A 15,323-nucleotide genomic window follows, 5' to 3' on the forward strand; every position below is an offset into this window, starting at 1 on the left:
CGATGGCGCCGATCAGAGATGGCCCGACCTTATAACTGTCTTCAAGCTCGATCTCGGCCATGCGGCCATCGCCACGGATGACAGGGTCACAAGGCCCCTTCCCTTACCCGCCGTTTCCAGCAATTCGCGGATTTCTGAAACCGGATCAGGGCGGTTCAACCGAATGCGAATGCCTTCAGCCGCACCAGATACGGCTTTTTCAAGGTCCTCTACCCGTTGGCCCTGAATACGCAGCTGCCCTTCGCGCATCTCGGCGGCCACGATCAACAAGACCGGGCGTCCGGCATTGATGATTTCTTTATATGCCGCCCAGGCTTCTGCCCAGAAGGCGACTTCGAAACTGCCGGTCGGATCGGAGAACATGACAAAGGCAAATTTCGAACCGTTCTTTTTCGAAATCATTTCACGGGCATTGATCAAGGTTCCGGCGAGTTTGATCGCCCCTTTATTCTGCGCACGCATGCGGGCAGGCAGCTCCTTGATCGGTGCAATGCCAATCCGCTGAATGCTTTTGCCGAACGTATCAAGCGGATGGGCCGACAGATAAAATCCGATGGCCGAGAATTCCTCAGTCAGTTTTTCCATCGGCACCCAGTCACGCTCATCAGGCAGTTTGATCGCGTCCTTGGCAAAGGCGCTTTCATCACCAAACATCGAAATCTGGTCATCATTACGCGCCTGCATTTCGCGCTGGGCAACGGCGATGACTTTATCAACATGCTCCAGCATGACTTTGCGGTTGGTTGCCAGACAGTCCAGCGCACCGGCACGGACAAGGTTTTCAAGCAGTCGTTTGTTGACTGCGCGGCTATCGATGCGCGATGCAAAATCGGTAAGGTCTTTAAACGGCCCGTTGGCTTCGCGCTCGGCAACCAGGCTTTCCATCGCCGCATCGCCGACATTGCGGATTGCCGCCAGTGCATAGCGGATTTTACCGCCACTCTCGTGGTTCTCGACCGAGAAGGCGACCTGCGAATGGTTGATGCAGGGCGGCAGAATTTCGATTTCCAGCCGTTCGACTTCTTGCTTGAACACCGCAAGTTTTTCGGTGTTGTGCATATCAAGCGTCATCAACGCGGCCATGAATTCGACCGGATAGTTGGCCTTTAGAAACGCGGTTTGATAGGCCACCAAGGCATAGGCGGCTGCGTGCGATTTGTTAAAGCCGTAGGATGCGAATTTGGCGACCTGATCAAAGATGTCGGATGCCTGTCCACGATCAACACCGTTCTTTTCCGATCCTTCGACAAACAGCGACCGCTGCTTTTCCATTTCTTCGGCGATTTTTTTACCCATCGCACGGCGCAGCAAATCTGCACCGCCAAGCGAATAGCCCGCCATGATCTGGGCCAGCTCCATCACCTGTTCCTGATAGATCATGATGCCGTAGGTTTCTTGCAGGATCGGCTGCAACATCGGGTGCATGTAGTCAGGTTCTTCCTGACCATGCTTACGCGCAATGTAATGCGGGATGTTGTCCATCGGGCCCGGACGATACAGCGCCACGACAGCGATAATGTCTTCGAGCGTATCTGGCTTCAGACCGCGCAAAACGTCCTGCATCCCTTGCGATTCAAGCTGGAACACGCCGACGGTTTCAGCCGCCGACAACAGTTTGAACGATGGACGATCATCAAGCTCAATCGCACTAATATCAAAGTCTTGCGGGACGTCTTTGCGTTGACGCATCAAATTGACGGCCTCAATAATCACCGTCAGAGTCTTAAGCCCCAGGAAGTCAAACTTCACCAGTCCGGCATTTTCAACATACTTCATGTTGAACTGTGTCACCGGCATGTCAGAGCGCGGATCGCGATAGAGCGGGACGAGCTCATCAAGATCGCGGTCACCGATCACAACCCCGGCCGCGTGGGTTGAGGAGTTGCGGTACAGCCCTTCGATCTGCATGGCGATGGTGAGCAAGCGGTCGATGTCGGGGTCTTCACGTGCAATCCGGCGCAGGTCCGGCTCCATATCGATCGCTTCTTTGAGCGGGATCGGTTTGGCCGGGTCACCGGGAATCATTTTACAGATTTTATCGACATAGCCATACGGGATGCTCAGCACACGCCCGACGTCACGCACGGCGGCCTTTGCCTGTAGCTTACCGAATGTGATGATCTGTGCAACACGGTCATGACCGTATTTTTTCTGCACATACTCAATCACTTCGCCGCGTCGATCCTGACAGAAATCGACGTCAAAGTCGGGCATGGACACACGTTCCGGATTGAGGAAACGTTCGAACAGAAGCGAGAACCGTAGGGGATCGAGATCGGTAATCAAAAGCGCATAGGCCACAAGCGACCCTGCCCCCGACCCACGGCCCGGCCCAACCGGAATTTCATGATCCTTCGCCCACTGAATGAAATCAGCAACGATCAGGAAGTAGCCCGGAAAGCCCATCTGATTGATGATGCCAAGCTCATAATCAAGGCGGGTCCAATAGGGTTTGGCGATTTCTTCCTTGTCTGCATCCGACATGTCCGGGGTATAGACGTATTTTTCCAACCGGCCCTTAAGGCCTTCTTCGGACATATGGCGCAGTTCATCAACCTCGGTGCGGCCTTCGCCACAGTCAAAGGGCGGCAGGATCGGATCGATTTTTTCGACGTGCCATGAACAGCGTTTGGCAATCGCCACGGTGTTGTCGCAGGCCTCAGGGATATCGGCGAACAGGTTGCGCATTTCATCTGCGGTCTTGAACCGATGGTCGCGCGTCAGTTTCCAGCGTTCATCCTGCCCGACGACAGCCCCCTGCCCGATACAGATAAACACGTCATGGGCTTCATACATTTTCCCCGACGGGAAATAGCAGTTATTGGTCGCAACCAACGGCACGTCATGATCATACGCCAGCTTAACCAAGCCCGGTTCGACCTGCTCTTCAAGCGCCTCACCGTGTCTTTGCAACTCGATATACAGGCGGTTGCCAAAGATGCCCTTTAATTTCGTCAGGCAGGCTTCGGCCTTATCAACCTGTTCCTCGGCCAGAAGGCGCGCCAAGGGGCCGGTCGGGCCACCGGTCAGGCAAATCACATGGTCGGAATATTTTTCGATGTGCTCATACAGCGCCTTGGGTTCGCTTCCGGCCTCCGACGTCATATGGGCGCGCGAAACAATCTTCAGAAGGTTGAAATAACCTTCCTTGTTCTGCGCGATCAGTACAAGACGATCGGGCATCGGTTCGCGCATGATTTTGCCAACAGCAGGCTTATCACCAAACCGCTCAAAACCCATTTGCACGCCAAGGATCGGCTGAATACCCGCACCACTCATGGCGCCTGCGAAATCAAGCGCGCCAAACATATTGTCGGTATCGGTCATCGCAACGGCGGGTTGGCCGTCGGCTGCGCAAAGTTTGGCAAGCTCCTTCGTCGTGATGGCACCTTCGGCAAGCGAATAGTTGGTGTGAACACGAAGATGGACGAAACCGTTTTCCATCGTAATTTTACCCCGGAAAAGAAGACAAAAGACTGGTCACGCGGTGTTTTGCACAATGGAGAAACACCGCGTTCGATCAGCTTAGAGAATTTTGAGCCGTAGCGAAAGATCGCTTAGGGACAGAACCTAGGCGAGTTCGGCTGGATCAAGTTCGACCAAATGACCATCACGCAAGGTCACAACCCGGTCCATCTGGCTTGCCAGTGCAGGGTTATGGGTTGCGATCAAGGATGCCAGACCCGTTTCACGCACCAGCGACATCAACATGCCAAAGACAGTTGCCGCGGTTTGCGGATCAAGGTTACCGGTCGGCTCATCGGCAAATAAAACGTCTGGCACATTGGCAAGGGCACGCGCAATGGCAACCCGTTGCTGCTCACCACCCGACAAGCGTGCAGGACGATGTTCAGCCCGGTTTTCAAGACCAAGACAGCGCAGGAGTTCAAGACCGCGGACTTCGGCTTCGGAGCGTTTCAGGCCATTGATCATTTGCGGCATGACGACATTTTCAATTGCAGAAAATTCCGGCAGCAAATGATGATATTGATAGACAAACCCGATGTGACGACGGCGCATTTCGGTCCGCGCGAGATCGGACAAATCCGTGCTGCGTTTACCACCAATCGACACCAAACCGCCGTCAGGCTTTTCAAGCAATCCGGCAATCTGAAGCAAGGTTGATTTACCCGCACCCGACGGCCCGACAAGGGCGACAATTTCGCCCTGATGGATTTCAAGATCGACTGATTTGAGGATTTCCAGCTGATCGGGGCCCTGATTGAAAACACGATCAATCTTTTCAAGGCGCAGAACAACAGTACGCGAGCGTTCCTGAGCAGTTGTTTTGACCTGATCACTCATAGCGCAGAGCCTCCACCGGATCGAGACGTGACGCGCGCCATGCCGGATAAACCGTGGCAAGGAAGGTCAGTGTAAGGGACATGACGCAGACCAGAACGACCTCGCCCGTATCCATATCGGCCGGCAGTTGCGACAGGAAATAGATTTCAGCATTAAACAAATCGGTGCCCGTCAGGGTCTGAATGAACTGACGGATGTTTTCGATGTTCAGGCAGAACAACACACCGATGATCAAACCACTCAGCGTGCCCAAAACCCCGATGGATGCGCCCGCTAGGAAGAACACCTTCATGATTGATTTGCGGGTGGCCCCCATAGTGCGCAGGATGGCGATATCGCGCCCCTTATCCTTGACCAGCATGACCATGCCCGAAATGATATTGAAGGCGGCAACAAGAATGATCAATGTCAGGATCAGGAACATCACATTACGTTCGACCTGTAACGCATTGAAAAATCCGGAATTTGATTGTTGCCAATTGACCAGCCGCAGCTTTTCACTGGCAAGCGTTGTCAACAGCGTATCCATGGTGTCATCGAGTGACGAGATATCATCAAGCATCACTTCAAAATGTGTGATTTTCTCGGGCAGGCGGAAATAAAGCTGTGCGGCAGACAGCGGCATAAAGATAAACCCGCTGTCATATTCATACATGCCAATATCAAACAGCCCGGCCACGGTATAGGCCCGTACACGCGGAACAGCACCAAATGCGGTGACATTGCCCTTGGGCGAAATCAGATTGACGGTATCACCGACCCCGACACCAAGCTTCATCGCAAGACGCGCGCCCATGATGATGCTGTCATCACCCTTAAAATTATCAAGCGACCCAAACACGATGTTATCGGCAATGGTTTTACGCTGTTTAACATCGTCAGGACGCATGCCGCGCACAATGGCACCGCTTGCCCGGCCATTTTTCGATGCCATGACCTGTCCTTCGACGACAGGAACAGACAGCTTTACATTGCCGGTTTCAGCGATCTCTTTTTCAATCGCATCGTAATTGGCAATGCCGTCATTGCTTTGTGCATAGACCGATATATGCCCGTTCAAGCCCAAAATCCGACCAAGTAATTCGGCGCGGAAACCGTTCATGACCGACATCACAATAATCAGCGTTGCCACACCAAGCATGATGCCCAGCAACGAGAAAATGGCGATAACGGAAACGAAACCTTCCTGCCGACGTGGACGCAGGTAGCGAAAGGCCACCATACGTTCGAACGGACTGAACATGGGCACTCTATCCTTGTGGAAGCTGGTCAGGAAATGGCCCCGCATGCGTAAACATCAAACGAAGCCGGAAATCACAACGGGGCAGCAATCGCTGCCCCGTGTTTTAATATTTAATCAGGCGCTAAGCTGGTTCAGAGCGGCGTCGAAGGTAACTTCGGTTTTTTCGCCGCTTCTGCGGTTTTTAAGCTCAACCACACCGTTTTTAAGCCCCTTCGGACCAATGACGATCTGCCACGGCAAACCAATCAGGTCCATATCGGCAAATTTGCCACCGGCACGCATGTCACGGTCATCATAAAGAACCTCGATACCAGCATTGGTGAGCTTGGCATAGGCGTCTTCGCAGGCCGCGTCACAAGCATCATCACCAGTACGCAGATTGATCAGACCAACCTTGTACGGGGCAACCGCGTCGGGCCAGATGATACCGTTTTCGTCATGGGATGCTTCGATCAATGCACCGACAAGACGCGAAACGCCAATTCCGTAAGACCCCATCTGCACCGGGGTATCCTTCCCATCCGGGCCAAGAACGGTTGCGCCCATCGGTTCGGAATATTTCGCACCGAAATGGAAGATGTGACCAACTTCGATCCCGCGCGTCGTCACCAGGTCATCACCCAATGACTTAACCGCATCCTGTTCTGGATCATGCATGTCCTCGGTCGCGGCGTAATCTTTAAGTGTCGTCTGCACCCAGCTTTCAAGGCCGGTACGGTCATTGAGGTCAACACCCTGCCCGCTCAGATCTTTTTCCAGCCATTTCTGATCGCAGAAAACTTCACTTTCACCGGTTTCGGCAAGAATGATGAATTCGTGGCTCAAATCACCACCAATCGGGCCGGTATCAGCCACCATCGGGATCGCCTTCACACCCAAACGCGTAAAGGTCCGGCAATAGGCCAGGAAAATCTTGTTATAGGTGTGACGCGCGCTTTCATAGTCGATGTCGAACGAATAGGCATCCTTCATCAGGAATTCGCGGCCCCGCATCACGCCAAAGCGCGGGCGGATCTCGTCACGGAATTTCCACTGAATGTGATAGAGCATCTGCGGCAGCTGCTTATAAGAACGCACATCATTGCGGAAGATATCGGTGATGGCTTCTTCGTTGGTCGGCCCAAACAGCATTTTACGATCATGACGGTCGGTAATGCGCAGCATCTCCAGACCGTAATCATCGTAACGACCACTTTCCTGCCAGAGCTCGGCGGGCTGAATGGTTGGCATCAGCAGTTCGTTAAAGCCGATCTTGTCCTGTTCTTCACGAACGATCTGTTCGATTTTCTTAAGAACACGGTGGCCAAGCGGCAGCCAGGAATAGATACCCGCCGTGAGCTGGCGGACCATACCAGCGCGCAGCATCAAACGGTGAGAAGCAATCTGGGCTTCTGACGGGGTTTCCTTCAGGGTCGGCAGAAAGAACTGGGAAAGACGCATCAATGCCTCGTGATGAACAAATCTGAATTGTTGGGTTTATGAATTACCTTGCCCGGAAAATGCGACAGCATCGCGCGAAACGCAAGCTGGAACTTATGTTATCTGATCGCAGTCTGGTTAGTTTCCAATGATGGCAAAACTACGATTGTCCGCGAAGGCCTGCATCTGTGTGTACAGATTGCCCCCATAACGCCCACCGGGCGGCGTTATCTGAACCCCGCCTGACGACAGGCTTCGATCAGTTCGGCACTTGCACCATCGTCGCCCAGCGGTTGATCGTTAAAATAAACCCGACCGTTACGATAGGAAATCTTGCCGATGCTTTGCTCACCACTGACGCCATCAGGGACGGAAATCCCGGAATATTCGAAGAAATCAACCGTCACCGGAAACTCAATTTCCTTTGGCAAGGAATTCAGAATGTTGCTGCCACCGTTCAGATCAGCCGGTGCAACCTTGTTGCCCCGCACATCCACACCGGACTGATAGGCAACATCATCGTCGGGCACATGTTTGACCAATTGCTTACAGGCCGAACGTGTTACCGTGATGGTTGGCTTGGCGTCTTCGCCCTGCGGCAGTGCTGCAGCATTATTGCCTTGGCCAACGTCATTTTGCTGTGATGACGGGAAAGGAGAATCGGCTTGCGCCCACCCCGTGGAGGGCAAAGCAGAAATGAATGCAACCGATGCCAATGCCTTTAATAGTCTGATGTTAAGACCAGAAACATGGCGCTTAATAGGTTTAGCCAATGAATTACTATTCATCTTTGAGTTTCACCCTATCTGTGTGCAATGCAGCATCGAATCATTTGTGAATATTCGTCAAAACATCTTGCATAAAACGGAAACATGTGGCTTTTTAGTCCTCCGCTGACGGCGCAAGATCGTTGCGGTAGGCGTATCGCAGCCGCTCATAAAATTGCGGGAGGCTTTGTTGCCAATAAGCATACAAGAAGCAGGCGCGACGTCGAATTAAAACCTGTGCTAGATGCCCAGGTCTTAGGAGGAAGCATAAGAAGATTACGGGAAAAACAGCTATAAAAATAGCATCTTAGCAAGATCCTTTGGATCTTGCTTTTTTTTTGGTTTATCGCCTTCTCGACCATTCTTGTGCAGCCCCAAACGACAAAACCCCGCAACAAATGTGCGGGGTTTTCTGTTTTGGCAAAGGACCATAGCGCTTATTGCGGCGGACGAACTTCAATCATGCCGCTGGTGATCACGAACCATGCCACCACCCATAAAATGCCTGAAATGGCACTCGTGGCCAGAACCTTTTTCCACATATGAGCTTGCTGCGGTGCGCCACTGTCATGACCGGCTTCGACATTTTCGGTGCGTTTGACGCCAAAGGGCAACACCATAAACAGAACCAGCCACCAGATGACGACATAGACCAGAGTTCCGGAAAACCAGTTCATGAAATGCTCTTTTTGTTGATGGTGAAGCGTGTGTCGATCACTTGATCAGATTGCAAGGCGGTTAATCGGGAGCCCCACAATCAGCTAAACCTGTTCGAGTTCAACCAATGTGCCGTTGAAGTCCTTGGGATGCAGGAAAAGAACCGGTTTGCCATGCGCCCCGATTTTCGGATCCTCGTCGCCAAGTACGCGCGCGCCAGTCGCTTTAAGCTTATCACGCGCGGCCAGAATATCATCGACCTCGTAACAGACATGATGAATACCGCCAGAGGTGTTCTTTTCAAGGAATCCCTTGATCGGGGAATTTTCCCCCAGCGGGTACAACAATTCGATCTTGGTGTTGGGCAGTTCAACAAAAACGACCGTCACCCCGTGATCCGGTTCATCTTGCGGTTCGGAGACCTTAGCCCCCAGCACATCGCGATATTGCGCAATGCTTGCCTCAAGGTCGGGGACTGCGATGGCGACATGATTCAGCCGTCCGATCATATTCTTACTCCTGCAAAGTGATCTGCCCGATCACTTCTAATCTAGGTTAGCGTTAGCACCCGTGACAATTGCCCATTTGGTCGAATATGGCCACCAAACGGGATTTCAAAGCGCCTTGCTATTCCTTAACGCGGACCAGATGGACTTCGATCAGCGGACGCTTCCCAAGACGCTGGCGCACAGGACGGCGCAAGGCTTGGCGGATCGCCAGGATCACAGCAGAATCATCAAGGACTTCCTCATCACCCAACCGATCTACCCGATTGCCGATCTCAGCAGCAAAATGATCAAGACGAACATCGTCATCTGCCTCATCAAACAGGCTAGGTGCGGAAATCATCGGGTCCTTGACCATTTCGCCAAACTGATTAAGCACCACGGTGACAAACATCACGCCATTCCAGACGATACGGTTGCGATTGCGGATGGTGTTTGCATCACGTTTGAGCAAACGACCACCATCAAGCGCAAGAATGCCAGCTTCGGCCACACCAATGACCTGCGAATTGCCCGGCGATAGACGGATGACCGTCCCGTCATGCGGGATCACCTGTTCAGGGATCTGGCATTCGGCCCCAAGGGCGGCCTGTTCGCACAAATGGCGGGTTTCGCCGTGCACAGGGATCAGAATCTTTGGACGGGTCAATTGATACATCCGTGCCAAGTCCTGACGGCCCGGATGCCCCGATACGTGGATCGGTTCATCGCGTGCGGTGATGACCTTAATGCCACGGCGGATCAAAAGGTTCTGGATATAGCCGATGGATTTTTCATTGCCGGGAATCTCACGCGCAGAGAACACCACTGTATCGCCCGGATCGAGTTCAACCATCGGGTGATCGCCCTTGGCAATGCGTGAGAGTGCGGCACGCGGTTCGCCCTGTGACCCGGTGCAGAGAAACAGCACCTGATCCTTGGGCACTTCCATCGCGTCCTGATCGGTCAGAAGGTTCGGATAGGATGTCAGATAGCCAACTTCGCGGGCTGCCTCGGTCACACGGTACAGCGAACGCCCGACCAAGCCAACACACCGGTTGTTTTCGTGGGCCGCTTCGATCACAGACTGCAGACGTGCGACATTCGTGGCAAAACAGGCAATCGCGATACGTCCTTGCGGATGTTCGGCAAACAGTTTCGACAGGTTTTTGGCAACGTCACCTTCGGAGCCGGCTTGGCCTTCGGAAAAGACATTGGTTGAGTCACAGACCAGCGCCATAACGCCCTCGTCGCCAAGCTCTTCAAGCTTTTTGACATCGGATGCTTCGCCAATCTGCGGATCAGGGTCAAATTTCCAGTCGCCGGTATGAACGATCAACCCCTTGGGCGTGCGAATGGCCAAGGCATTGGGCTCAAGGATCGAATGGGTCATGGTGACAAATTCGATGTCAAAGCACCCCAAGGTAAACCGACCGCCCAGTTCGATCACATGGATCGGAACTTCGTCGGCAAAATCGGTTTCCGAGAGCTTGGCTTTGAGGAATGCTGCGGCAAAGGGCGTCGCATAGATCGGGCACTTAAGGCGTTTCCACAAATACGGGATGGCCCCAAGGTGATCTTCGTGTGCGTGGGTCAGAACCAGCCCCAGAAGCTTGTCCTTACGCTCCTCGATAAAGGTTGGGTCGGGCATGACGACATCGACACCCGGCAGGCCTTCCTCGCCAAAGGAAACCCCCATATCGACCATCAACCACTGATCATCATACCCGTAAAGGTTCATGTTCATGCCGATCTCGCCAGAACCGCCTAGCGGCACAAACAGCACTTCGTCTTTTGGCAAATACAAATCCACGGACGGTCTTCCTTTACATTCGGCATTCTGATCAGGCGGGGCTTATGCCCCTGCCCGGTGCAAACCCTTATTGGGCCTGAGTATCTTGTTCCTGGCTGTTGCGACGGTAAATCATCAACAGGCCAAGCATGGTCAAATCGCCATGCAAATGTTCAATTTCGTCTACTGCCTTGGTAAACAGTGGCGCAAGCCCACCGGTTGCAACCACCTTGATGGTTTCAAGGCCCTGCTGTTGGCGAATACGCGCGAGCAACCCTTCGATCATCGAAACATAGCCCCAATACACGCCAGACTGCATGGCTTCAACGGTGTTTTTACCAACAACATTGCGCGGTGCTTCAATTGCGACCATCGGCAACTGGGCGGCGGCCATATGCAATGCCTTGATCGACAGATTTACGCCGGGCGCGATCACGCCGCCAAGATAGTCGCCGTTGTAATCAACAACGTCAAAGGTGGTCGCAGTCCCGAAATCGAGCACCACAAGTGGACCACCAAACAGCTTATGGGCGGCAACCGCATTGACTAGACGGTCAGCCCCAACTTCGCTTGGTCGGTCCATGATGATGTTCATATCCAGTTTAACATCCGGATCGCCAACCACCATCGGATCAACATTGAAATACCGACGACACAGGGTCTTTAAGCTAAATTCCGCCGCGGGTACCACCGTTGCGATAATCGCCCCGGAAATGGCATCAACCGGCACGTCTGAAAGCGTGAACAGATGATGCAGCCAAACGCCCAATTCATCGGCAGTACGTTCGGTTGTAGTCGAGCAACGCCATTGCCCCTTGATGGTATCTCCATCAAAGACAGCAAAAACGATATTTGTGTTCCCGGCATCAATCGCAAGCAACATGAAGCTTACACGCCTCCACTTCGCAGCAAGATATTATTCAATTTAGGCCCTGAAGAAAACTTCGCCAGCACCAATTCGATGCTCAAACCCGCTGCCTTCTCTTAGGATAAGGGAACCATCATCATCAAGTCCGACGAAAGTTCCCTGCAACTCGCGTTCTGTCAATCGGGCAACAACCGGCCCGCCAATGCCATATCCCCGTGTCAGCCACGCTTCGCGGATTGGCGTAAAGCCCTGCTGTTCCCAGATCGGCAACCAGTATGCAATACGTTCAACATAGACCGAAACAAGTTCACGAACCGAAACCGGTGCGCCAAGGGATGCAAGCGAGGTTGCCGGACGTTCGGAATCGTCTGGATAAAACGCCACATTCACCCCTGTCCCAATGACCAGATAGTCGGTCGACGACAGGTGATTGGATGCACTTTCAAGAAGAATACCGCAAATCTTGCGCCCATTGACCATCAGATCGTTGGGCCATTTGCAGTCGGGTCGGACCTGCATCCCCGTGACCGTTTCAATCGCCTCGGCCATGGCAACGGCAATCAGGAACGTCAGGCGCGCGGCCTCGGCAAGAGAACAGGTCGGACGCAGCAACAACGACGAATACAGGTTGCCCACCGGCGACGACCATGCCCGCCCGCGGCGACCGCGACCGGACGTTTGTGTTTTGGCTAAAACAAGGGCGCCACTCTGGGCGCCCTTGTCTGCGAGGCGTTTGGCCTCTTCATTTGTGTTGTCGACCGAGTCCAGTTGGTGAAGGTAGAAACCTTCTGGAAGACGGATCGTGTTCGACTTCATACTTACTGGCCGAACAGTGAGGCGGCAGCAATAGCTGCGCTATCCATCAACGGGTTCGGGAAGAAGACAAAGGCCAGAATGGCGATCGTGGCAACTGCCATGATAACGTTCATTTCTGTGCCATTGCGATCAAACCCTTCGACCGGCTCGTCGAAATACATGACCTTGATGATGCGCAGATAGTAGTACGCACTGACAACCGAGGTCACCAGACCAATGACAGCCAACGTCACAAGACCAGCATCAACGGCGGCCTTAAAGACATAGAACTTGCCAAAGAACCCGGCGAGCGGCGGAATACCCGCCATCGAGAACATCAAGATTGCAGTAATCGCCGCCATCAGCGGTTTGGTTTTGGCCAGACCGGCAAGATCGGTGATTTCCTCATTCATCCGGTCATTACGACGCATGCAGAGGATCACGGCAAACGTGCCCAGGTTCATCACAAGATAAATACCGAGATAAACCAGAACGCCGGTCACACCTTCCTCGGTGCCTGCGGCCAGACCGACAAGCGCAAACCCAACGTGACCGATGGACGAATAGGCCATCAGACGTTTGATGTTTTCCTGACGCAAGGCGGCAAACGAACCAACAAGCATCGACAGGATCGAGATCAGAACGATGATCTGCTGCCAGTCTGCAACAACGCCGCCAAACGGCCCAATCGCAACACGGACAAACAGTGCAAGACCCGCGATCTTTGGTGCAACCGCAAAGAAGGCCGTTACCGGGGTTGGGGCACCTTCATAAACGTCGGGCGTCCACATGTGGAATGGAACGGCGGAAATCTTGAAGCACAGACCGGCAAACATGAATGCCAGACCAACCATCGCACCAACCGGCAGATCACCGCCCGTAAGGGTATCGGCAAGAACTGCGAAATTGGTGGTTCCGGTAAAGCCATACACCATCGACATGCCATACAGCAGCATGCCCGAGGCAATCGAACCAAGGATAAAGTATTTCAAACCCGATTCTGTCGACCGGATCGTGTCACGGCGGATCGCAGCAACCACGTAAAGTGCCAGCGACTGCAATTCCAGACCAAGATACAGCGACATCATGTCGGATGCCGAAACCATCGCCATCATGCCAACTGTGGCAAGGGTGATCAGGATCGGAAACTCGAAACGTGCCATGTTTTCACGTTCGGCAAACTTCATCGACATGATGATGCCGACACTTGAGCCGATCAGGATCATGACTTTGCAGAACTGTGCAAAGGCGTCTGCGGTGAACTGGCCAAAGAAGGCAGGACCGCCCTCGCCCGTCACCACAAGGATGACGGTGATGATCTGGGCGGCAACGGCCAGCCAGGACACGGTACGGAACGCTTTGTCCTTGCCGGCGAAAACCCCAAGCATCAACAGAGCCAAGGCAGAGACTGCCATAAAGATTTCGGGCAGTGCGGCCCCGAGGTTGAGCATAGAAACTCCCATGATCATTCCCCTCAATTCACAGCCAGCTGGGCGGCACTTGCCGCGGCAGCTTGGGCCGTTTCGACCTGGTTGACGAGGTTCTCAACCGAGACATGCATGATGTCGAGGAAGGAGACCGGATAGACCCCCATCCAGACAACAACTATCACAAGCGGTGCAAACAGCAGCCATTCACGCGGGCTCAGATCGAGGATCGATTTGAGGTTATCCTTTGTCAGGGCCCCAAAGATAATCCGGCGATAGAGATAAAGCGCATAGGCAGCACCAAGGATCAGACCGGTTGCAGCAAAGAATGCGACCCAGGTATTGGCTTCGAACGCACCGAGCAACGTCAGGATTTCACCAACGAAACCGCCGGTACCCGGAAGACCAACAGATGCCATGGTAAAGAACATGAAGATCAGCGCGTAACTTGGCATGCGATGAACCAGACCGCCATAGGCGTCGATTTCGCGGGTGTGGATGCGGTCATAGACAACACCAACACACAGGAACAACGCGCCCGATACCACACCGTGGCTGAGCATCTGGAAGATCGAACCTTCGATACCGTGCTGATTAAAGGTGAAGGCACCGATCGTCACAATCCCCATATGGGCAACCGACGAATAGGCAATCAGCTTTTTCATGTCCTGCTGGGCAAGGGCCACCAGAGACGTATAGATGATTGCAACAATCGACAGGGTGAAGATCAGCGGTGCAAAGGTTTCAGACGCCAGTGGCATCATCGGCAACGAGAACCGAAGGAACCCGTAACCACCCATTTTCAAAAGCACGCCAGCCAGAATAACAGAACCAGCTGTTGGTGCTTCGACGTGGGCGTCCGGCAACCAGGTATGAACCGGCCACATCGGAACTTTCACCGCGAAGGATGCAAAGAAAGCCAGCCACAGCCACAACTGCATATTATAGTCGAACCCGTATGCCATCAGCGTCGGGATGTCGGTGGTGCCTGCTTCGAAATACATCGCGAGCAGCGCAACCAGCATCAGGACCGAGCCCAGAAGCGTATAAAGGAACAGCTTGAATGCAGCGTAAACGCGGCGCTGACCGCCCCAGACGCCGATGATGATAAACATCGGAATCAGGACGCCTTCGAAGAACAGATAGAACAGCAAACCGTCAAGCGAGCTGAACATACCGATCATCATCGTTTCAAGAACGAGGAAGGCGATCATGTATTCCTTCACGCGCTTTTGGATCGCTTCCCATGCCGACAGAATACAAATCGGGGTCAGGAAGGTCGCAAGCAGGACGAACAGAACGGAAATACCGTCCACGCCCATGTGATAGGAAATGTTCAGGCCCGGCATCCAGTCCGCCTGTTCGACGAACTGGAAGTCAGCAGTTGTTTTATCGAAGTTCACCCACAGCATCAAAGATACAAGGAAGGTGAACACCGACGTCCAAAGCGCAACTCCGCGGGAATTGCGGGCGACATTCGCCTCTTCACCATTGATGAACAGCAGCAGAACTGCGCCCAGCAACGGCAAGAAGGTGACGATCGAAAGAATTGGCCAATCACTCAT

The 15,323-nt window shown here is 53.3% G+C and carries 12 protein-coding genes; all 12 read right to left on the bottom strand.

Annotated features, from left to right (window positions below):
- Nucleotides 1–12: 12 nt before the first annotated feature.
- The 12 genes from dnaE to AMM48_RS02815 all read right to left on the bottom strand — a co-directional run bounded on the left by dnaE (nt 13) and on the right by AMM48_RS02815 (nt 15,323).
- Nucleotides 13–3,444, bottom strand: a complete 3,432-nt coding sequence (gene dnaE, locus AMM48_RS02760; RefSeq protein WP_244271099.1) for a DNA polymerase III subunit alpha — start codon at nt 3,442–3,444, stop codon at nt 13–15.
- A 126-nt stretch (nt 3,445–3,570) separates the two neighbouring features.
- Nucleotides 3,571–4,305, bottom strand: coding sequence for an ABC transporter ATP-binding protein (locus tag AMM48_RS02765; protein WP_022732377.1), 735 nt, complete (start codon nt 4,303–4,305; stop codon nt 3,571–3,573).
- Nucleotides 4,298–5,548, bottom strand: a complete 1,251-nt coding sequence (locus tag AMM48_RS02770) for a lipoprotein-releasing ABC transporter permease subunit (RefSeq protein ID WP_022732378.1) — start codon at nt 5,546–5,548, stop codon at nt 4,298–4,300. Before AMM48_RS02770 ends, AMM48_RS02765 begins: the two co-directional genes overlap by 8 nt.
- A 114-nt stretch (nt 5,549–5,662) precedes the next feature.
- Nucleotides 5,663–6,988 carry a proline--tRNA ligase gene (proS, locus tag AMM48_RS02775; protein WP_102782810.1) on the bottom strand — a complete coding sequence of 442 codons (1,326 nt, stop codon included), beginning with the start codon at nt 6,986–6,988 and terminating at the stop codon, nt 5,663–5,665.
- Between the two features lie 206 nt (nt 6,989–7,194).
- Nucleotides 7,195–7,740 (bottom strand): hypothetical protein, encoded by a 546-nt coding sequence (locus AMM48_RS02780; protein ID WP_244271100.1) that lies wholly within the window; start codon nt 7,738–7,740, stop codon nt 7,195–7,197.
- A 431-nt stretch (nt 7,741–8,171) separates the two neighbouring features.
- Nucleotides 8,172–8,411, bottom strand: a complete 240-nt coding sequence (locus AMM48_RS02785; RefSeq protein ID WP_102782811.1) for a DUF1467 family protein — start codon at nt 8,409–8,411, stop codon at nt 8,172–8,174.
- A gap of 84 nt (nt 8,412–8,495) precedes the next feature.
- Complete coding sequence (mce, locus tag AMM48_RS02790) at nt 8,496–8,900, bottom strand: methylmalonyl-CoA epimerase (RefSeq protein ID WP_102782812.1); 405 nt, start codon at nt 8,898–8,900, stop codon at nt 8,496–8,498.
- 118 nt (nt 8,901–9,018) lie between these two features.
- Nucleotides 9,019–10,689 (bottom strand): ribonuclease J, encoded by a 1,671-nt coding sequence (locus AMM48_RS02795; protein ID WP_181951541.1) that lies wholly within the window; start codon nt 10,687–10,689, stop codon nt 9,019–9,021.
- A gap of 67 nt (nt 10,690–10,756) precedes the next feature.
- Nucleotides 10,757–11,551 (bottom strand): type III pantothenate kinase, encoded by a 795-nt coding sequence (locus tag AMM48_RS02800; RefSeq protein ID WP_102782813.1) that lies wholly within the window; start codon nt 11,549–11,551, stop codon nt 10,757–10,759.
- A gap of 42 nt (nt 11,552–11,593) precedes the next feature.
- A complete protein-coding gene (locus AMM48_RS02805; RefSeq protein WP_102782814.1) occupies nt 11,594–12,352 on the bottom strand; it encodes a biotin--[acetyl-CoA-carboxylase] ligase in 759 nt (252 codons plus the stop codon).
- 2 nt (nt 12,353–12,354) lie between these two features.
- Nucleotides 12,355–13,782, bottom strand: coding sequence for an NADH-quinone oxidoreductase subunit NuoN (gene nuoN / locus AMM48_RS02810; RefSeq protein ID WP_102782815.1), 1,428 nt, complete (start codon nt 13,780–13,782; stop codon nt 12,355–12,357).
- Nucleotides 13,783–13,805: 23 nt separating this feature from the next.
- Nucleotides 13,806–15,323 carry an NADH-quinone oxidoreductase subunit M gene (locus tag AMM48_RS02815; RefSeq protein ID WP_022732388.1) on the bottom strand — a complete coding sequence of 506 codons (1,518 nt, stop codon included), beginning with the start codon at nt 15,321–15,323 and terminating at the stop codon, nt 13,806–13,808.

It is taken from the genome of Thalassospira sp. GB04J01 (genome assembly GCF_000751115.1).
GTDB classification, from domain to species: Bacteria; Pseudomonadota; Alphaproteobacteria; order Rhodospirillales; family Thalassospiraceae; genus Thalassospira; species Thalassospira lucentensis.

What these genes read in the sequence shown, in the direction of transcription:
- AMM48_RS02800 (WP_102782813.1), bottom strand. Translation starts at nt 11,551, where the DNA reads ATGTTGCTTGCGATTGATGCCGGGAACACAAATATCGTTTTTGCTGTC.
- AMM48_RS02805 (WP_102782814.1), bottom strand. Translation starts at nt 12,352, where the DNA reads ATGAAGTCGAACACGATCCGTCTTCCAGAAGGTTTCTACCTTCACCAA.
- proS (WP_102782810.1), bottom strand. Translation starts at nt 6,988, where the DNA reads ATGCGTCTTTCCCAGTTCTTTCTGCCGACCCTGAAGGAAACCCCGTCA.
- AMM48_RS02815 (WP_022732388.1), bottom strand. Translation starts at nt 15,323, where the DNA reads ATGAGTGATTGGCCAATTCTTTCGATCGTCACCTTCTTGCCGTTGCTG.
- AMM48_RS02770 (WP_022732378.1), bottom strand. Translation starts at nt 5,548, where the DNA reads ATGTTCAGTCCGTTCGAACGTATGGTGGCCTTTCGCTACCTGCGTCCA.
- dnaE (WP_244271099.1), bottom strand. Translation starts at nt 3,444, where the DNA reads ATGGAAAACGGTTTCGTCCATCTTCGTGTTCACACCAACTATTCGCTT.
- AMM48_RS02785 (WP_102782811.1), bottom strand. Translation starts at nt 8,411, where the DNA reads ATGAACTGGTTTTCCGGAACTCTGGTCTATGTCGTCATCTGGTGGCTG.
- mce (WP_102782812.1), bottom strand. Translation starts at nt 8,900, where the DNA reads ATGATCGGACGGCTGAATCATGTCGCCATCGCAGTCCCCGACCTTGAG.
- AMM48_RS02765 (WP_022732377.1), bottom strand. Translation starts at nt 4,305, where the DNA reads ATGAGTGATCAGGTCAAAACAACTGCTCAGGAACGCTCGCGTACTGTT.
- nuoN (WP_102782815.1), bottom strand. Translation starts at nt 13,782, where the DNA reads ATGCTCAACCTCGGGGCCGCACTGCCCGAAATCTTTATGGCAGTCTCT.